A 19,192-nucleotide genomic window follows, 5' to 3' on the forward strand; every position below is an offset into this window, starting at 1 on the left:
TGGCGAGCTGCGTCTGTCCCCGTTCAATGAGCATGCGGACAAGTTCCGTTTTTTCGGCACGCTGGTTCTGGTCATCGTCTATTTCAGGTCGATGGATGCGGTCGGACAGCTCTTCCCCAATACCGGGATGGGTTTTTTGCTGACCTCCATCCTGTTCATGCTCCTGCTGTCACTGCTCTATGTGCACAGCCTTACCCGCCGGGTCCTGTTGGGCATCGGCCTGAATTCGATCATCGCCCCGTTGGTGGCCTGGTATGTGCTGGGTCAGCTGTTCGCAATTTCGCTGCCTTGAGGGGATAGGTTCAGATTATGGAATTCCTTGCACTGCTTTCACCCGAGTTCTTCCTGCTGTCGGCGGTGGGCTGCCTGGTCGGCATCATCTTCGGCGCCATTCCCGGCATGACCGCGACCATGGCGGTGGCCGTCTGCCTGCCGCTGACCTACTCACTGGGTCTGCACGAAGGCCTGGCCCTGCTGCTGGGGCTGTATGTCGGCGGTATCTCCGGCGGTTTGGTGCCGGCGATTCTGCTCAACATTCCCGGTACGCCCTCATCCATCACCACCACCTTCGACGGCCACCCGATGGCCAAGGCGGGCGAGCCGGAGAAAGCGCTGAAGATCTGTATCGTCGCGTCGCTGGTCGGTGGTCTGTTCAGTGCCGTGGTGCTGTTCTTCTTCGCGCCCATGCTGGCCGACTTCGCGATCAAGTTCTCCTATATCGAGAAGTTCCTGATCATCTTCTTTGCGCTGACCGTGATCGCCTCGCTGTCGCAGAATATCCTGGCTGGTATCTTTAGCGGTCTGCTCGGTGTGCTGCTGGCACTGATCGGGACCTACGATACCTCCAACGGCGGCAATGGCGAGTATCGCCTGATGTTCGACTTCATGGTGCCCTATCTGGAGACCGGCTTCTCGCTGCTGCCGGTACTGATTGGCCTGTTTGGTCTGGCCACGATCTTCGAAGAGGCTGAGAAGGGGATCAGGCGGAGGATAGCCACAACCAGATCAAACTGAAGGGGCACAAGCCGTTCCACTTCACTGTATTCAAGGGGCAGATCAACAACCTGATCCGCTCCTCCAGCATCGGCACCTTCGTCGGTATGCTGCCGGGTATCGGCGGTAGCGCGGCCTCTGTTCTGGCTTACAGCCAGCAGAAAAACCTGTCGAGAAATCCGGAGAAAATGGGTAAAGGTGCCCCAGAGGGGATGATCGCGTCGGAGTCCGCCAACAACGCACTGACCGGCGGTGCACTGATTCCGCTGCTGTCGTTGGGTATCCCGGGTGACAGCACCACCGCGGTGCTGATCGGCGCGTTTACGCTGCAGGGGCTGCAGGTAGGGCCGCTGTTCATCGGCGAACACATGGATACCTGGTACTCGATGATGGCTGCGCTGCTGTTCGCCAACTTCGTCATGTTCGGCGCCATGTTCTTCGCTATCCGCTATATCGCCAAGGTGGTGATGGTGCCGAAATACATCCTCTACCCGATCATCATCATGATGTGCGTGATCGGTGCCTATGCGATCAACTACGGCATCATGTTCGACGTCTGGACCCTGCTGATCTTCGGTGTGTTCGGCTGGCTTGCCGGCAAGATCGGTATCGAAGTGGCGCCCCTGGTGATCGGCTTCATTCTGGGCGGCTCCGCGGAGGTGTACTTCGTCAAGAGTATCGAATCCTACGGCAGCCTGAGCATCTTCTTCACCAAGAGTCCGATTGCGGTGGTGCTCTGGCTGCTGATCCTGGCCTCAGTTGTGTTCTCGATCCTGATGCACCGCAAGAACAAGCGCCTGGCGAACCAGGTAGAGGAAGCCAACGCATGAGCGCTGGTCCCGAGGTAACGACGACAAGCGCACAACAGAAGCCGATAACGCCCGGTAACAAGAAGGGCGGCTTGAACAATATCGTCGATGTGCTTAGCCCCGGTGACCTGATTGTGCGGCTCTCTCCCGCGATCAACGCGCGGGTGAGAGCCATATAAAGGCAAGGTTCGGACCTGAGAGGTCGGGCGCAAGAAAACAGTTGCGACCCGTCTTGTATGTTGTATGATGTATTACATGTTAAGTGGCGATAGCTTATCGTCAGCATGCGAACCAATAACAACACCGCTTAAATCTGAGGAACTCTGAAGATGGCACTCTCTGTAGAACGTATTCGTCAGTCGCTGAGCGACGGTCTGCTCTCTTTCCCGATTACCGATCTGGACGCCAATGGCCAATTCAACGCCGACACCTACCGCGAGCGTATCGAGTGGTTCGTTCAGCAGGGCGTATCCAGCGTGTTCGTGGCGGGCGGTACAGGGGAGTTCTTCTCCCTGTCGATGGATGAGTACAAGGCGATCTGCAAGATCGCTGTCGAGACGGTTGCTGGTCGCGTACCGGTGATCGCCAGCGCCGGCAAGAGCATTCCAGAGGCTCAGGCCTACTGCAAAGCGGCCGAAGAAGCGGGTATCGACGGCATTCTGCTGATGCCACCGTACCTGACCGAATGCCCGGCGGACGGTGTTGTCGAATACGCCAAGGCGGTGATCAACAGCACTTCGCTGCAGGTGGTGTACTACAACCGCGCCAACGGTATCCTCGACGCCGAAAACGTGAAGCGTCTGGCCGCGGCCTGTCCGAACCTGATTGGTCTGAAAGATGGTGTTGGTGCCATAGCGGCACTGAATGACATCATCAAAACCGTCGGTGATCGCCTGGTGTATATCGGTGGCGTACCGACCGCCGAGATCTTCGCCGAAGCCTACCTGTCGATCGGCGTGAACACCTACTCATCTGCCGTATTCAACTTCATGCCGGAGATGGCGATGAAGTTCTACAGCGCGCTGCATGGCGGTGATCAGGCCACCGTAACCCACATCATCCAGAACTTCTTCATCCCCTTCTGCCGTCTGCGCGATCGCAAGAAGGGCTACGCGGTCAGCCTGATCAAGGCCGGCGCCGACATCATCGGCCGTTCCGCAGGCGACGTGCGTGCGCCGCTGACCATGCCGAGCGCAGCCGAGAAGGAAGAGCTGGCGGCAATCATCAACGCCAACCGTTGAGTTAAAGAGCACCTCAGGGGCCGGTGGTTAGCGAAGGGGTTTACCTCCGGCCCCCTTTTTCTCCAGAGGGCAGAGAATGTTTACGACCATAAAAAAGATGAGCGTGGTGCCGGTAGCCGGTTATGACGGCTTCCTGCTGAACCTCAGCGGCGGCCATGCACCCTGGTTTATCCGTACCGTTGTGGTACTCGAAGATAACGACGGTAATATCGGCCTGGGTGAGATTCCGGCGACCACCAGCATCATCAACACGCTGGAGAAGTGTCGCGAGCTGGTCGAGGGGCAGAGCGTCGGCCGCTACAAGGCGATCATCAGCCGCGTGCGTGAGGCGACCTCCGGTCAGACCGACGATGTGCGTGGCAACCAGACCTTCGATCTGCGCACCGCGGTTCACGTGATCACCGGTATCGAGTCGGCACTGCTCGATTTGGCCGGCCAGAACATGGGGCTGCCGGTGGTGGAGCTGCTCGGCCAGTTCGGCAAACAGCGCGACGAAGTCGAGGCCTTGGGCTACCTGTTCCAGCTTGGCGACCCGAACAAGACCGATCTGCCGTACCCCACGTGCGAAGATCCGACCGACGACTGGGATCTGGTGCGCACTCAGGAGGCGCTGAACCCGGAAGCGATTGCGCGCCTGGCGAAAGCCGCGTACCAGCGTTACGGTTTCAAGGATTTCAAACTCAAGGGCGGTGTGCTGGATGGCCATCAGGAAGCGGAGTGTATCGCTGCACTGTATGACGCCTTCCCGGAGGCGCGTCTGACCCTGGACCCGAACGGTGCCTGGACGCTGAAACAGGCGGTGGAGTACCTCACCCCGATCAAGCATATGCTCAGCTATGCCGAGGATCCCTGCGGTCAGGAGGGTGCCTGGTCCGGACGCGAAACCCTGTCCGAGTTCAAGCGCATCACCGGTCTGAAAACCGCGACCAACATGATCGCCACCGACTGGCAGCAGCTGCGTAACGCGGTGCGCCTGGATTCGGTCGATATCCCGCTGGCGGATTGCCACTTCTGGACCATGCAGGGTGCGGTTGCCGTGGGTGAGCTGTGCAACGAGTGGGGCATGACCTGGGGTTCGCACTCCAACAACCACTTCGATATCTCGCTGGCGATGATGACCCATGTGGCGGCAGCTTGCCCAGGCGAGATCACCGCCATCGATACCCACTGGATCTGGCAGGACGGTCAGCGCATCACCAAGGATCCGTTCAAGATCCGTGGCGGCAAACTGACGGTGCCGAACAAACCGGGCCTGGGTATCGAGCTGGACCGTGAAAAGCTGGACGAGGCGCACGCCCTGTTCAAGACGCTGACCTTGGGCCAGCGCGATGATGCCATGGCGATGCAGTTCCTGATTCCGGGCTGGAAATTCGATCCGAAACGCCCGGCGATGGTTCGATAAGTAGAAACACCTGCGCTTTATGGGATAATGTAGCAAGCCAATAAAAATTGATGACAGGACCTATCCATGGGTAAACCCTCTGCCGCCAGTGACAGCTTCAAAGTCGAGCCGGTTCAACGCTCGGAGAGTCTGGCCTCTCATGTGGCCAAACAGCTGGAACAGATGGTGACCCTGGGTCGTATCCCGGTGGGCGAGAAACTGCCCACCGAGGCTCAGCTGTGCGACATGTTTGCCGTCAGCCGTACCGTCATTCGCGAGGCGATCACCCAGCTCAAGTCGCTGGGACTGGTCGAGACGCGGCGCGGCGTCGGTACCACGGTGATGCGCAGCCAACCGGCGGAGACGCTGTTTGCCTACACCATCAATCCTACGGCCGTTGAAGATATCCTCAATATTCTCGAGCTGCGCATGAGCGTGGAGGAGAAAGCCGCGGAGATGGCAGCCATGCGCCGCTCCGAACAGGATATCGAACGTCTCGAACAGAGCCTGTCCGCGTTTGACGCGGCGTTGGCAAAAGGGGAGTTGGCGCGCGAGGAGGATCTCGCGTTCCACCTGGCGATTGCCAGTGCCACCGGCAACCCGTTTTTCCGACAGTTCTACGAGCAGTTCAACAAAAACATTATCCCCAGAGCGAAGATCGTCAACACCAATCTCGATCACCCCGCTACCGAGGAGTATCTCGAGCGGGTACGTCAGGAGCACCGCGCCATCTTTGACGCGATCCGGGAAGGTGAGCCCGAAAAGGCCAGCAAGGCGATGCATACGCACCTCTACCGTGCCTATCACCTGTACGAAAAGTACAGGGCCAGTCAGCAATTCGAGTAAGGCTTAGCAACGCCGCTCAACTGCTGGTTCAACCGACATCGCTGGTTTAAACGATGCCCCGCTTCGGTCGGGCAACAAGGCCCGGCTATATGTACAGGATGTACGGTATGCCGCGGGCGCATGGATGCGCGGGAGCGGCGAGCCCGGGCCAGACACTCTTTATTGGAGGGATAAGCAGATGACAATTCTCGGCGAAATGCTGATCGGCGCTCGCGCCGTCAAAGGTACCAGCGCGCCTATTCAGGCGATCAACCCCGCCACCAACGAAAAACTGGAGCCGGTGTTCGGCGGCGGTACTCAGGCCGATGTCGATGCCGCGGTGAAGCTGGCCTGGCAAGCGTTCGACAGCTTCCGCGAAACCAGCCCCGAGGTCCGCGCCAGCTTCCTGGAAGCCTGCGCCGACGAGATCCTGGCGCTGGGCGACGAACTGGTGCAGCGGGCGATGGCCGAGACCGGCCTGCCCCAGGCGCGTATCGAGGGTGAGCGTGGCCGCACCATGAACCAGCTGCGCCTGTTCGCGTCGGTGGTACGCAGCGGCAACTACCTTGATGTGCGTATCGATCCGGCTATGCCGGAGCGTCAGCCGCTGCCGCGTAACGATCTGCGCCTGCGCATGATTCCGCTGGGCCCGGTTGCGGTGTTCGGTGCCAGCAACTTCCCACTGGCGTTCTCCGTGGCCGGTGGCGATACCGCGTCCGCTCTGGCGGCCGGCTGTCCGGTGGTAGTGAAGGCGCACTCTGCGCACCCGGGTACGTCAGAACTGGTCGGGCGTGCGATCCAGAGCGCAGTGGCCAAGTGCCAGCTGCCGGAGGGCGTGTTCTCCCTGCTGTTTGGTTCCGGCCGTGAAGTGGGCTCCGAGCTGGTCAAGCACCCGCTGATCAAGGCGGTAGGCTTTACCGGTTCCCGCGCTGGCGGTACCGCGCTGATGGAGCTGGCCGCCAACCGTCCCGAGCCGATCCCGGTCTACGCCGAGATGAGCTCGATCAACCCGGTGTTCCTGATGCCGGAGGCGCTGAAAGCGCGTGGCGATGCGATCGCCAAAGGCTTTGTCGGCTCGCTGACCATGGGCGCGGGGCAGTTCTGTACCAACCCAGGTCTGGTGATCGCCCAGTCCGGCGCCGAGCTGGATGCCTTTCTGGCAACCGCTGCGACCGAGCTCTCCAAGGTCGCAACCCAGACCATGCTGACGCCGGGGATCTTCTCCGCCTACTGCAGCGGCGTTGATCAACTCAAGGGCAACGCCAGTGTCCGCGAAGTCGCGGCAGGGCAGGGCAGCGATGCGCCCAACCAGTGTCAGGCCGGTCTGTACGTGACCAGCGCCGAGGCGTTTATAGCCGACGAGTCGCTGTGCGACGAGATCTTCGGCTCCACCTCGCTGGTGATCGAGTGTAAGAGCGTCGAAGAGTTCGCCCGAGTGGCGGAACATCTGGAGGGCCAGCTGACCGCGACCCTGCAACTCGACGAAGCGGATTATGCCGCGACAGCGGCGCTGCTGCCGGTACTGGAGCGCAAGGCCGGCCGCATCCTCTGCAACGGCTTCCCGACCGGCGTTGAGGTATGCCACGCCATGGTCCACGGCGGTCCGTTCCCGGCCACCTCTGACAGCCGCACCACGTCGGTCGGCTCGGCGGCGATCAACCGCTTCCTGCGTCCGGTGTGTTACCAAGACCTGCCCCAGGCGCTGCTGCCTGATGCACTGAAGGATGGCAACCCGCTGGCGATCCGTCGCCTGGTGGATGGTCAGGACCAGCGCTGAGGTTTACAGCGCTAAGCTTCATCACACTTCATCTCCAGTGTGCTTCACAAGCCGGCTATACGTCGGCTTGGTGTTTGGCCCCTGTCTCCAGCGATGGAGCAGGGGTTTTTTATGCCTTTTTCCTGTGTTTTGTTCGTGTATCAAATGATGTTGTCGTACCACCTTCATCTGTAGTGATGGTGGAGGTATATGTTGAATTCATAGAAAACAATAGATTGCCGTCACTTAGCCTGATGACATCTATTGGGCTGCTCGACTTTTTATATGTGTGGTATGATCTCAAGGAGTCTTAACCGAGAGATTGTCGAGTGAATCAGAGCAGCACCTTGCCAACAGGCGAAACTGAGCCGAAACGGAAGCGGCCACGTAAACTGGCGCAAACCCTGGTTGCGGAGATCTCCCGTCAGATTGCTGAGGGTGAGCTGAAGCCCGGCGATAAGCTACCTACGGAAACCGCGATCATGGAGCAGCACGGCGTCAGCCGTACCGTGGTGCGCGAAGCGCTTCAGCGCCTTCAGGTCTCGGGTTTGGTCGAAACGCGCCACGGCGTCGGCACATTCATTCTTGAATCATCCACCGATGTCGGCCAATTCCTTAAGGTCTCCATCGACTCGGTGCGCGATACCATCGCCATTCTGGAGTTCCGCCTCGGTCTCGAAGTGGAGGCGGTCGGTCTGGCCGCCGAGCGGCGTTCGCCCGAACAGATGACGCAGCTCCGCGAAACGGTCGACGCCCTGAAACACTACGAAAGCGAGGGACTGGCGGAGCAGGCGGGCAAGGAAGACTCCCGCTTTCATATCCTGATCGCAGAGGCCACAGGCAATCGCTACTACGTCGACGTGATGAACCACGTACGCAACTCCATCGGGCCGCTGGTCTCGGTTCACCGTACCGATCCCGAGCGACTCAATCACGAGCACGAAGAGATCTGCGCCGCCATCGAGCGCCAAGACTCCTACACGGCACGCGCAGCCATGCGCCTGCATCTGGTGAACTCCAAAGAGCGTTTGCTGAAGATGATCAAAGAGCGTCAACAGGCCTGAGTAAGCGCGTAAAGCGTCTTGCTCAGGTGTCGGATCTCATTCTAGTGAGTGATTTCCGCCTGATGTCTAACGGCAAGTAACGACCCGGAGCTGACATGATGCAAGAGCTACCGCATAGAGTGGTTTTGGCCCATTCGAGAACTTAAGGGCTTTCTAAAGAATCCCCAAACCGGACATTAGGCCCTTTCTAATAGGTAGGTGCTATAGGCACTGAGCTGTCGTTCGTAATTCTTACGAGCATTCGCCCAGGGGCTTTTGATCTGTCTAGGAAAGAAGGGGCGACTCAGATTGTTTCATACTGAGGGATTTATTCGCAGTTACCTTAATCACACACTGCCGACTGCCCTGTGTTCACGCAGGTGTCTGCGCGAGAGGCCGCTGACACCTGCGTCACAGCCCGGTCATGCCTCGATAGTAAGACTCGCGCTGCGTGCTCTGGAGACACACAGGCAGATCTGGTCCCCTTTCTCTTGTTCACGCGCTGAAAGGTAGTGATCTCTGTGATCCGGCGTGCCCTTCAGCACCGTTGTAGTACACATGCCGCACTCGCCTCTGGCGCAGTCATACAATGGTTCAACTCCAGCGGCTATCATAGCTTCCAGAATGGTTTGATCTGAACCTACCGTGAGCTTGATGCCGGACTGCTCAAGTACCAGTTCAAAGGGCTTGTCGCTGTTCAACACCAACGCGCCCTGAAATAGTTCGTAGTGCACGGCTTCCGACGGCCAGCCCTGTGCTCCAGCCATTGCGACCACCGCCGAGATCAGGGATTGCGGACCGCAGACATACAGGTGCCGTCCGGCACTATAGGAATCCAAAAGCTGCGGCAGTGCCGTGCGCATTGAAACCTGATCATCCTGATAGAGGTAGGCACTGCTGCCAAAGGCGCGTACCTCATCGGCAAACGCCATGGCCTGGGTACTGCGCGCGGCATAATGTATTTGGAACCGAGCGTGCTGCTGATGAAGATGCCGCGCCATCGACAGCAACGGGGTAATCCCGATACCCCCGGCTATCAGCAGATACTCCTTTGCCTGCGGAACCAGTGTAAAGGCGTTGACAGGCGCCTTGGCGGACACAGGCTGACCAATCTCCAGCTGGTGCATCCACAGCGATCCGCCGCGCCCATCCGCGACGCGCAGCACGGCAATCTGGTAGGTCGTGGCGCCAATTGCTCGCGCCACCAACGAATACTCACGCCAGGCCAGCTGGCCATCCGGCAACGTCACCTGTATCGGCAGGTTGGCACCCGGCTCAGCGTCCGGCAACACTTGACCATCAACTGCGCTCAGTGTGAATGCGAAGATATCAGCCGCAACCTGTTGTTTGTCACTAACCAGAAGTTCAAGCATAGCTATTACCTGCACAGAGAAGAGGATGAATATGATCGGCGAGAGCCACCAGTGACCGCTCACCTCCGAATGGCCCGACCAGTTGAACGCCGATGGGCAGTCCATTGGGGCCAGTTAGCCCAGGCACGTTGACATTTGGATGCCCTAACAAAGTCCAGATACGAGAGCACACTGGATCTCCTGTCGCAGTAAGTCCGGAGGGTGCTTCTCCTGGCGCACTGGGTGTGAGCAGAGCATCCAGTGAGCCTAGTCGGTCGTTAATTTCTGCACGTGCGTCACCTGCCAGATGCAGGGCAGTACGGTACTCTCCTGAAGAGATCGACAGGCCCGTTTTTATCAGTTCACGAAACTGCGGACTGATCAGTGTTTGATCCATGGACCATTCAGCGGCGTAGGCTCGCGAGGCCTCAAACGCCTGAATCGTCTGCTGTGCCACCACCAGATCCCGGTAACGGTCCGGCATAGTCCATTCCACGCACTCAAGTCCTGCATCGCCCAGCAGGCTAACGGCGCGTTCAAAGGCTGCCCGTCCACCAGCGTTCAGGTGTGACCATTCATGGGTACGGCAAATACCGATGCGCGCGCCAGTTACGGCTGGAAGGCCTTGAAATTCGATGTTGGTCAGTGCGCAACGAACCAACTCCAGATCTTCGGCATGCCGGCTCAACCAACCGAGGGTATCCAGCGAAGGGGACATCTCTTTAACCCCGTGCGTAGGGATCACACCGAAACCAGGCTTCAGCGCAAACACACCACAGTAAGAGGCTGGGCGAATCAGCGAGCCAGCGGTCTGCGAGCCCAGCGCTATAGGCACCATGCCCGCCGCAACGGCCGCCGCCGATCCACTGGAGGAGCCACCGGGCGTATGTTCTAGGTTGTGCGGGTTACGCGTCGGGCCTGGTGCAAAATAGGCAAATTCGGTGGTCACCGTTTTGCCCAAAATAACGGCACCGGCAGTGCGGAGCTGTTCTACACAATACGCATCGTCACCCGTTACGCCGTAGTCATACAGTAGCGAGCCATAACGGGTCGGCATGTCATGCGTAAGCATGATGTCCTTAATCCCTACCGGTATGCCATGCAACAAACCTGGCGCCGATACAGACCTCAACTTCCCAGCTGCTCGGCGGGCAAGCGTCGGTGCGAACTCTCGCCAGGCGGCGATATCCCGTCGACGTTCACAGACGCCAATGAAATGCCCGACGACCTTCTCTGGCGTCAGGGAGCCGTCACGCATCGCCTGCACCAACGCACAGGCAGATGCGGTTTCAACTGCGATTGTCATACCTATACCTCGTACCTATGCGCTGCCGTCAACGGCAGCTGTTGGATGCGATCAATGAGCAGTTCAAAGCTCGGCCGGGCAGACTCCAAGCCTATCCTGTCGCGCATCGGATCCCAGCGCACAGCTGCGATACCCGTGTTGCGCTCACGCAGCTCAAGCGGATCAATGGCCCTGCCTTGACCCGGTTCCAATCCCAACATCAGCACGCGCCCGTAACGGCGCAACGCCTGCAAACTCTGAGCGGCATACACTCCCGAGGTCGGATCGAGTACCGCGTCCACGCCACCATGCTCACGTGCAAGAGCAGCCCAGTCGGTACCGTAGAGTGCTGCCTCCGCCGCTCCCAGTTGCATCAGCTGATAGGCACTCTGGCGGTGCCGGGTCAGTGCGAACACCTGAGCCCCCCGCTGTAACGCCAGAAGCGTGTTGAGCAAGCCTAACGGCGAGTCTGCTCGGTGGATCATCACCGTAGCGGACGGTGCCAGCGCCAGATGTTCGAAGCCGTGATACAGAGACGGCCAGACATACGCCATAAGCGCCTGTTCGGTTCGGCTGTCGGCAACGGGTACGACGTAGTGCTCATCCACCACCCGTTCGTCGCCACACACTGGACCATTCATGCTAAATGCCACATAGCTGTGCGCAGGCAGTTGTGCTTCGGCGCCAGCCTGCAACACTACCGCCACCACCGGGCATGGTGCGCCGCTCGACAACAATTTCGGAGCCAGAATGCCGACCACGCGGCAATGCAGCTGGCATGGTCCCAGCCAGCCGGACGTGTCGGGTGATATTGTCATATCATCTACCATGCAATTGGATCACTCCGTTCAAACCTGTATGGTTGCCACTCTGCAGCAACAGCTAAATTGAGGATTTTTCAGCCATGCCGAATCGCTATCTGGTTCCTGACGAGCAGGACGTCATCCTGAAAAGCCCTGAGTTCACGCTGCGCCAACTCTCTTATTTTTTGGCGGTAGCGCAGTACCAGTCGATTCAGCGCGCTGCCGATGCACTGCACATCTCGCCTCCGGCCATCTCCGCAGCTATCGCTCACCTGGAATCAGCGTTGCGAGTTACCCTATTCAAGCGCCGTCATGCCCGCGGCCTGATCCTCACAGAGGATGGAACCACCTTCGCCGTGCGCTGCCGTAACATCCTGCAAAGCGCCTGGGACCTGACGTCCTCGGGAGGCATACACGGGCAGATAAGGGTTGGCTGCCTAAAAACCTTTTCGCCCTTTGTGATCCCCCAACTGGTCGCTCAGGTACGCGAACACCTTCCCGGTGCACGCCTCAATTGGACAGAGGGGTACACCGAGTACTTGCTAGAAGCCTTGCAAAACGGCACGCTGGATCTGGCCGTTCTCTACGACTTCGAAATTCCCTCCGGCATTGAGACCATCAGTGTGCGACCTGCACCACTTCAGGTCGTGCTGCCTGCTGGGCATCCCTTATCCAGACGTTCGTCATTACGCGCCGCCGATCTGCAAGGTGAGTCCCTGGTGCTGTTGGATCTGCCTCGTACACGCGAGTACATGCTTATGGCATTTGGAAATGCGTCCTCCATGCCTCGCATCTCGCAGACTGTCACGTCTTTGGAAATGCTGATGGGCATGGTGGCCGCCGGTGAGGGTTTCTCGTTGCTCAACTTCTGCCCTCCCAGCGGTCTGTTCGGCTCCGGAGACCTAGTTTCCAGAGCCTTTGAGTCAAGCATTCGTCAACCCGATATCGTGATTGCGCATTCGTTCCGCTATCAATTGCCGCAGGTGGCTTCCGCCATCATTGAGCAGCTAACTAAGTTGATAAACGACATCGAAATTCAGACGTTTTGAGACAGGGTGCTGCGCAGCGAGCAGCACCTCCTTAATCCTTAACCTCAGTGAGAAGCTGTATTGGAATATCAGAGGGTCTCGTCCATCTGGTTGATCGGGTTGTTTTCGGAGCGATAATTTCCCTAACCATAAGATATTTATGATTTTTAAGCGTTGTCAGGTTAGGGAAAAACCGCAAAAGTGCCGATCTCAGTTGTCGATCGGCAATGCTCTATTATTCAGTGAGCTCGAACTGTCCATCATTAACGGTGACCATGCGAACGCTGCCGACCTGAGCGCCATAGTGGTTACTGGGCGAGTAACGGTATTGCGCGGTCACCCCGGTGTATTGAGTCTGGTTTTCCAACATATCGCGAATGGCGGCCGGGTCAGTACCAGCTTTGCTGATCGCCTCCATAAGCAGGTGTGCACTGTCGTAACCATTACCGGCGAAGGTCGCAGGCGTGTGGCCGTACTTGCTGTCATAGGCGTTGAGGAATGCCTGGATCACCGGTTTCTGCGGGTCGCTGTTCGGCAGGCTGTCAGCAACGTACAAGGACGATGATGGCAAACGAATTCCATTGGCAGCTTCTCCCGCCAGCTTCAGATAGTTGAAGTCGTTGGCGGCATGCGTAAGGTATAACGGACTTTCGATCCCTAGTGCCCGGTGGTTACGCGTAGCGATTGCCAGTGCCGGGCCGGTTGCCCAGAGCACGATCGCATCGACTTCATCGGCTCTTAGCTTGGTCAGCTGTGTGGTCATGTCAGTGTCGGTTTGGGAGAAAGTTTCGTGCCCGACAATTTCGATCCCGTAGTCCGCTACCTGACCCGCCAGTCCATCGTAACCGCTGGTACCGAACGCCACGTCTGAGTTGAGTATACCGATGCGCTTGATGCCCTGTTTCTGCATCTCGGCCAACATGACGGACTGCACCGCCACGTCAGTGAGCGGGGCCATGAAGGTATAGCGGCGCTTGTCCAGCGGCGCCACAATGCCAATGCTTGCACCATTGGCAATCATCGGCACCTTGGCGTGCTCAACCGCATCGACAATCGAATAGTTGGAGCCGGAACTCGACGGGCCGATTAAGGCAATGACCTTTTCCTGCGACAGCAATCGACGCAGCCCCATTACCGTACGGGTGTTGTCGCTTTCACTGTTGATGTTAACCAGCACGACCTTATCACCGTTAATCCCACCAGCAGCGTTGACTTCATCAACTGCCAGCTGCGCCCCCTCCAGAGTTGGCTGGCCCAACGAGGCGAGTGGTCCGGATGTCTCAAGCAAGGCTCCTATCTTGATATCCTCGGCCTGTGCGGCTGCTGCCAAAAGGCAGGATGCCATCAATGCCGAGACGGTCACTACATGCTTCAGGCTTTTCATAAACGTACCTTTTTTGGTTAATAAGACTCGTTGACAACATTCTCAAACAGTTCCGGCGGCACTTTGTAGACACCTCCGCCGATACGACCCGCTACGCCTTCGGCATGCAGGATGCCCAACGCCACTACCGGAGACTTTCCCTGTACGACGACCGTCTGTGCGAATAAACCTGTTTTGACGTTCACCGCCACGAAACCCGGATGCCGCTCAGCCAAGAGCGCATCGGAGAGTGTCTCCGCTGGTTCCGGCATAAAGGCTCCCAGATTCCGCTGCTGGTCCGGTGACAGCCACATAGCCATGGCACCAAACCCCAGCATTTCCACTATTGCGCTATCGCCTATTGCTGGTAGCGCGTCCTCAGATGTGTAACCAGTGATCAACACACCCGATGGCGGCAGAGCGGGCGCCGTGACCCAGCGCTCGGGTCGATCGGCAACCCGCAAGCCGAAGCATCGCCCATTGCCCCCTGCCGAGGTCACCAGTTGGCAATCGGGCTTACCCTCTGCAGCCGTCAGGATACATTTGCTTGCTGCCATCCAGAGATTCAGAAAAAAGCCTGGTGATGCGTCGAGATAATTCAGCACCAGCGCCTTGACGGACTCATCCAAGGCTTCGGCAATACGTTCGGCAAAGCCGGCCGTGCCGGCCAGCGTACGGCCATGGCAGTCATCTCCCTGCGCCAGTGCATGGTCTGCCAGCGGTATCAGATCGATTCCGGCCGCAACTGCGCCCACCAGTGCCGGAGCCACCTGTTCATTAAGCCAGCGCAGGTTGTCGACGACCTCTATGTCTGGCAACCCAAGGCGCAGCGCCCATTGATTTCCACCATTGAGTGGCGCGAAACAGGTGCGCCCATCACCTGCGGCATCATCGACGACCAGAACGTACTGACTCGGTGAAAGCACGCTGGCCAGAGGTACGACGCAATCGAAATCCTGAGCACTTTGTAGGTGGATCTCACTGGCCAGGATTGCTGCTCTTGCGGCGGCAAGATCTGTGTACCAACACTCGAATACCGCCGCCGCCGCCGCCGAGTTGAGTACAGGGAGAGCAATATCCTCGGGCGAAGCAAAAGGGGGGCCGGCGTGTAGCAGTGTACGTTTGGGAAAGTTCACTCTGGATCCCGCCAGAGCAATTGAATCCAACCTGGGTCTTACCGCCAGAATGGCGTGCAGCCCCGTATCAGCAGATGCCTCGATTACTTGAGTATTCATGCGCTGACCCTCTCGTGCTCGGACTCGGTACTCTCCTGCCAACCCAGAAACGCCTCGTTGATATCGGCCCGCTCGAGCAGCGCGTTGCTCTGCCCCTCAGCCACAATGCTGCCGTTGACTAGAACATAGCCGCGATCAGACATCTGCAGCGCCGCTTTGGCATTCTGTTCGATGATCAGGATGCTCACGCCTTTCCTGGTCAGGTCCGGCAGGGACTCAAGAATTTCGCGAGTCACCTGAGGCGCTAATCCGAAAGAGGGCTCGTCCAGCATCAACAGCTGCGGACGTGACATCAGTGCGCGGGCAATGTTGACCATTTGGCCCTCTCCGCCAGACAAGGTGCCAGCCTGCTGATGACGGCGTTGACGCAACTTCGGGAAGAAAGTCATCACTTCCTCCATCACCTCAAGCATGGCCCGATGATGCTCACCCCTCGGCGCAATCAACTGTGACAGACCACTGCGGCGCAGCTGCGAGAAGTAGCCCATCATCAGGTTTTCCTCGACGGTCAGGCTGCCAAACAATGAGCGCCCCTCCGGTGCGAGGGCGATTCCCAGCCCGGGGCGCTTGTCAGCAGCTATGCCCCGCAAGCTTCGACCAGCAAATTCGAGTGTTCCCTGCGATGGTCGGTAGCGCCCTGAGATACAGCCCAGCAACGTGGACTTGCCAGCGCCATTGGCACCGATAAGAGAGACAATTTCTCCCTCATCCACATGCAGAGACACATCTTCCAGTGCTTGCACGGCACCATGCGACGCACTCAAGTTGGCTGCGGTTAGAAGCCGCCTATTCGAACGCTCCGACCGATTGTCACGACGACGATTGATCTCGGTGTTACCCAGATAGGCGTCAATCACCTTTGGATCTGTGCGTACCGCTTCTGCCTCACCTTTGGCCAGTACCTGGCCGTAATTAAGAACCACAATGCGTTCGGCAAGCTTGCTTACAAAAGTCAGATCGTGCTCGACAAATACCACTGTGACACCGCTCTTGCGGATACGCAGAATGGCATTCACCAGCAACTCCTTTTCAATGTGATTCAGTCCCGCGCCGGGCTCATCCAGAAACAGTATCTCGGCACCGGTAGCCAACGCCCGCGCGGCAGCCAGCAATCTCTGTTGACCTGCGGTCAATTGCGCGGCGGAGCGCTCCGCCACGTCCCCCAGGCCAACCAGTTCCAGACATTGATCTGCCAGCTCGCCACTTCGCGATGGACGGCCATATTTCCAGCCCATGCCGATTGCACCAGCGAACAGTTTCATCTCCTTCATGCTGGCGGCGACCACGTTCTCGCGCACGTTCAGCTCGAACAGAATCTCAGCCGCCTGGAAGGTACGTACGACCCCTTTGTCGACGATTTTATCGGCGCTCATGCCAACCAGGTTCTTGCCTTCTAACAGCACCTGCCCTGCATTGGGTGTGTAGAAACCGGTAATGACGTTCAATATGCTCGACTTTCCGGCACCATTAGGTCCGATCAAGGCCAGGATTTCGCCCCCGCGAACATCAAAGGACACCTTGTTCAACACCGACAGTCCGCCAAATGAAAGGTCTACGTCCTTGACCTCGAGTAGCACTTTTTTGTTGTTCATCAGTTCAACTCTCCGCGCTTGTCTCCGGCCGTTGCCTGACGTGATTGGCGAAACTGATCAAACATCCCGCCGAGCCATCCTTGCGGGTAAAGCATTGCGGCAATCAACAGTAGGCCAAAAATGATGGTGTCCCAGCGTCCAAAGGCTTTCAGTACCTCGCTGATAACCACCACAAAGAACACCCCGACCAGCAGACGCCAGCTTCCGCTGTAGCCACCCAGCGCCACGATCAGCAAAAGTTTCAGTGAAAAGGCGACATTGAACGGATCGGGACTGATATAGCCCAGCCAGTAGGCATAAAGCGCACCAGACAAGCCTGCCAAGCCGCCACTGATGGTCATGGCTGCGACTTTCAGGGCATTCGGTTTGATGCCAATGGAACTGGCCACGCTCTCACTTTCGCCAACCACTCGCAGACCCAGCCCGAAGGGTGATCGAATCAGATTGTCCGAGGCGAGCAACAGAAGACAGGCAACGCCCCAGCCCAGCAGGAAGAACGCCCGGTCAGACATCAGATCGACGCTACCCAGTACCAGCGGGTTAATCAGGGCAGTGCCGTCCGGTCCTCCGGTCACGCTGCGCCATTCCACCAGCACCGTATGCACAATCATGCCCAGGGCCAGCGTCGCCATTGCCAGGTGATGGCCACTCAGACGAAACATCAGCTTGCCGACAGCCCATGCACATAGGCCACCGGTCAGCGTCGCAAGGAGAACGGAGAACCAAGGATCGATGCCGTATTCATTTGAAGTGATCGCTGCCACATAGGCACCAATCGCTACGAATGCCGCATGACCCAGCGAAATCTGTCGACACCGGCCGAACAGTAGACCAAGGCCTATCGCCGGGATTGTGTAGATGGCACAGACCACACCGAGGTTGATCAGATAGTCGTTGCCAGACAGGTAGATGCCGACCAGTCCCAGCACAACGGCGACGGGAGCAATTGCGCGATTCATCGTTTCACCTTGTCAAATTCACCGAGGATTCCGCCAGGACGGATGAACAGGAACACCAGCAGCATCAGGAAGGCGATGGCATTCTTCATGCCCGAGCTGATGTAGCCCGAAGCAAAGGCTTCCAGCAGTCCCAGCAAGACTCCACCGAGCGCAGCGCCAACCGGGTTACCAAAGCCACCAATGATGCAGGCGATGAATCCCTTGATGCCAAGTGCAGCGCCACTGTCGTACTGCATCAGTGCCATGGGGGCGATGATGATCCCGGCAATTGCTCCGATGCCGCCGGACATAAAGAATCCCAAGCCGCGAATCATCCCCGCCGGTATACCCATGAGTGCTGCGGTGTCGGGGTTCATGGCACAAGCCCGGAAGGTACGCCCCAGGTAGGTACGGGTAAGGAAGAGATACAGCCCACCCATCAGGGTCACGCTGGTACCGATGACCCAGAGCGCCTGACTGGCGACAACCACGTTGCCGATATTGAAGTTCTGCTGCTGTGAAAAAGTTGGCAGGGCCTGGGCATTAGTACCCCAAAGTACAACCGCCAGTCCCTGCAGCACTACACTGACACCAATCGTGATGAGGATGCCCTTGGTTATATTCTTGCCGACCGGGCGAATGGCCACTCGCTCGACCAGAATATTCAGTACACCGACAAGCAGTATGCCGCACACCGCAGACAACAGTAGGGAGAATCCGAAGGTGATCATCGTGGCCGTAAGCAATGCTCCCAGCATGGATGATTCGCCCTGCGCAAAGTTAACCACATTGGTCACGTTGTACACGGTGGTAAAGCCGATCGCGACCAGCCCGTAGATACACCCTACGACGAGCCCTGAAATCAGAATCTGAAAAAAGGTATCCATCATCGTGTCCTTTTAGCTCTATTGGGACGGCATCTGGATCCAGGTTTCAGAGAACGCCAGAAATGCCGAACTCTTGGTACCACCATCGAATCCACGGGTCGCGACCGAGCCACGCAGTCGCTTACCATTCACTTCAATGCCAGCTTCAGCGGCATCGATGAACAGGCTGTACATCTCGTGCTTCTGGGTAGGTCCCTTTTCCGGCGGCATGTCCACCGCATAAGGCTTGCCCAGCTTGTCCCAGCTCATGACTACATCCAGACCATCGCCAGACAGGTATTCTCGATAACTGTCACGGGTGTCGCCCTCAGAGTGGGCTGAGGTCAGCTCAAGGAATGCGACACTCGGAGTTGCCTTCGATACCCGGAACGCGGCAAAGCGGGAAAAGAACTCATCCAACAGATAGCGCGCCAGATCCTGGTTGTCCGACAGCATGATATTGCATACAGCCGGATATCCGACCTCGCTGTCAGGCTCTTCCAGTAGCAACACGCCGCGGCCACGACCGTAAGGGGAGTATTGAATGTTGAAGTAGGTCGCCAACCCGGTCCATGGACCATCCGCCTGCTCTTTCAGGTAAATACCCGGATTGTCGCCAGTCCAGGAAACTACACCGCTATGAATAGGAGACGTCATAACTAAACCCTCAAAATGTAAAATG

At 58.0% G+C, this 19,192-nt stretch carries 18 protein-coding genes and 1 pseudogene; 10 read left to right on the forward strand and 9 right to left on the reverse strand.

Translation table 11 applies throughout. The features are described 5' to 3' along the window. From ADIMK_RS22075 to ADIMK_RS06700, 9 genes and pseudogenes are all read left to right on the forward strand, one after another. Positions 1–292 (forward strand): annotated as a pseudogene (locus ADIMK_RS22075) (tripartite tricarboxylate transporter TctB family protein); the annotation flags it as partial. 17 nt (positions 293–309) lie between these two features. Next, a complete protein-coding gene (locus tag ADIMK_RS22295; protein ID WP_255344269.1) occupies positions 310–1,014 on the forward strand; it encodes a tripartite tricarboxylate transporter permease in 705 nt (234 codons plus the stop codon). 41 nt (positions 1,015–1,055) lie between these two features. Beyond that, positions 1,056–1,823 carry a tripartite tricarboxylate transporter permease gene (locus tag ADIMK_RS22300; RefSeq protein WP_438267742.1) on the forward strand — a complete coding sequence of 256 codons (768 nt, stop codon included), beginning with the start codon at positions 1,056–1,058 and terminating at the stop codon, positions 1,821–1,823. Continuing rightward, complete coding sequence (locus tag ADIMK_RS21935; protein WP_156042827.1) at positions 1,820–1,981, forward strand: hypothetical protein; 162 nt, start codon at positions 1,820–1,822, stop codon at positions 1,979–1,981. Before ADIMK_RS22300 ends, ADIMK_RS21935 begins: the two co-directional genes overlap by 4 nt. A 150-nt stretch (positions 1,982–2,131) precedes the next feature. Continuing rightward, entirely contained in the window at positions 2,132–3,043 is a 912-nt protein-coding gene (gene kdgD / locus ADIMK_RS06680; RefSeq protein WP_036185424.1) for a 5-dehydro-4-deoxyglucarate dehydratase, read from the forward strand. Between the two features lie 76 nt (positions 3,044–3,119). Continuing rightward, entirely contained in the window at positions 3,120–4,445 is a 1,326-nt protein-coding gene (locus ADIMK_RS06685) for an enolase C-terminal domain-like protein (protein ID WP_036185428.1), read from the forward strand. Positions 4,446–4,511: 66 nt separating this feature from the next. Beyond that, entirely contained in the window at positions 4,512–5,270 is a 759-nt protein-coding gene (locus ADIMK_RS06690; RefSeq protein ID WP_036185431.1) for a FadR/GntR family transcriptional regulator, read from the forward strand. A 178-nt stretch (positions 5,271–5,448) separates the two neighbouring features. Continuing rightward, the gene (locus ADIMK_RS06695; protein WP_036185433.1) at positions 5,449–7,026 is read left to right on the forward strand and encodes an aldehyde dehydrogenase (NADP(+)); all 1,578 of its coding nucleotides are present in this window, start codon (positions 5,449–5,451) and stop codon (positions 7,024–7,026) included. 308 nt (positions 7,027–7,334) lie between these two features. Beyond that, positions 7,335–8,069 carry a FadR/GntR family transcriptional regulator gene (locus tag ADIMK_RS06700; protein WP_036185436.1) on the forward strand — a complete coding sequence of 245 codons (735 nt, stop codon included), beginning with the start codon at positions 7,335–7,337 and terminating at the stop codon, positions 8,067–8,069. A 401-nt stretch (positions 8,070–8,470) separates the two neighbouring features. On the opposite strand, the gene ADIMK_RS06705 is transcribed toward ADIMK_RS06700, so the two are convergent. Genes ADIMK_RS06705 through ADIMK_RS21265 form a run of 3 tightly spaced genes read right to left on the reverse strand, consistent with a single transcriptional unit; the run spans position 8,471 to position 11,503 of the window. Then, a complete protein-coding gene (locus ADIMK_RS06705) occupies positions 8,471–9,421 on the reverse strand; it encodes a PDR/VanB family oxidoreductase (RefSeq protein WP_036185438.1) in 951 nt (316 codons plus the stop codon). After that, on the reverse strand, positions 9,414–10,706 hold the full coding sequence (locus ADIMK_RS06710) for an amidase (protein ID WP_036185441.1): 1,293 nt from the start codon (positions 10,704–10,706) through the stop codon (positions 9,414–9,416). Before ADIMK_RS06710 ends, ADIMK_RS06705 begins: the two co-directional genes overlap by 8 nt. A gap of 2 nt (positions 10,707–10,708) precedes the next feature. Next, a complete protein-coding gene (locus ADIMK_RS21265) occupies positions 10,709–11,503 on the reverse strand; it encodes a zinc-binding dehydrogenase (RefSeq protein WP_197027493.1) in 795 nt (264 codons plus the stop codon). A gap of 86 nt (positions 11,504–11,589) precedes the next feature. On the opposite strand from ADIMK_RS21265, the gene ADIMK_RS06720 reads away from it, so the two are divergent. Then, positions 11,590–12,537 (forward strand): LysR family transcriptional regulator, encoded by a 948-nt coding sequence (locus ADIMK_RS06720; RefSeq protein ID WP_197027494.1) that lies wholly within the window; start codon positions 11,590–11,592, stop codon positions 12,535–12,537. 214 nt (positions 12,538–12,751) lie between these two features. On the opposite strand, the gene ADIMK_RS06725 is transcribed toward ADIMK_RS06720, so the two are convergent. Genes ADIMK_RS06725 through ADIMK_RS06750 form a run of 6 tightly spaced genes read right to left on the reverse strand, consistent with a single transcriptional unit; the run spans position 12,752 to position 19,167 of the window. After that, positions 12,752–13,900, reverse strand: coding sequence for an ABC transporter substrate-binding protein (locus ADIMK_RS06725; RefSeq protein WP_036185447.1), 1,149 nt, complete (start codon positions 13,898–13,900; stop codon positions 12,752–12,754). Between the two features lie 17 nt (positions 13,901–13,917). Beyond that, complete coding sequence (locus ADIMK_RS06730; protein ID WP_036185449.1) at positions 13,918–15,114, reverse strand: YlbE family protein; 1,197 nt, start codon at positions 15,112–15,114, stop codon at positions 13,918–13,920. After that, positions 15,111–16,706 (reverse strand): ATP-binding cassette domain-containing protein, encoded by a 1,596-nt coding sequence (locus tag ADIMK_RS06735; protein WP_036185451.1) that lies wholly within the window; start codon positions 16,704–16,706, stop codon positions 15,111–15,113. Before ADIMK_RS06735 ends, ADIMK_RS06730 begins: the two co-directional genes overlap by 4 nt. Next, positions 16,706–17,665, reverse strand: coding sequence for a branched-chain amino acid ABC transporter permease (locus ADIMK_RS06740; RefSeq protein ID WP_051692607.1), 960 nt, complete (start codon positions 17,663–17,665; stop codon positions 16,706–16,708). Before ADIMK_RS06740 ends, ADIMK_RS06735 begins: the two co-directional genes overlap by 1 nt. Beyond that, positions 17,662–18,531 carry a branched-chain amino acid ABC transporter permease gene (locus ADIMK_RS06745; protein ID WP_051692609.1) on the reverse strand — a complete coding sequence of 290 codons (870 nt, stop codon included), beginning with the start codon at positions 18,529–18,531 and terminating at the stop codon, positions 17,662–17,664. The genes ADIMK_RS06740 and ADIMK_RS06745 overlap by 4 nt, the downstream gene beginning before the upstream one ends. 18 nt (positions 18,532–18,549) lie before the next feature. After that, a complete protein-coding gene (locus ADIMK_RS06750; protein ID WP_036185455.1) occupies positions 18,550–19,167 on the reverse strand; it encodes a hypothetical protein in 618 nt (205 codons plus the stop codon). Positions 19,168–19,192 lie beyond the last annotated feature (25 nt).

Origin of the sequence: Marinobacterium lacunae (assembly GCF_000705555.1) — a bacterium.
GTDB classification, from domain to species: Bacteria; Pseudomonadota; Gammaproteobacteria; order Pseudomonadales; family Balneatricaceae; genus Marinobacterium_D; species Marinobacterium_D lacunae.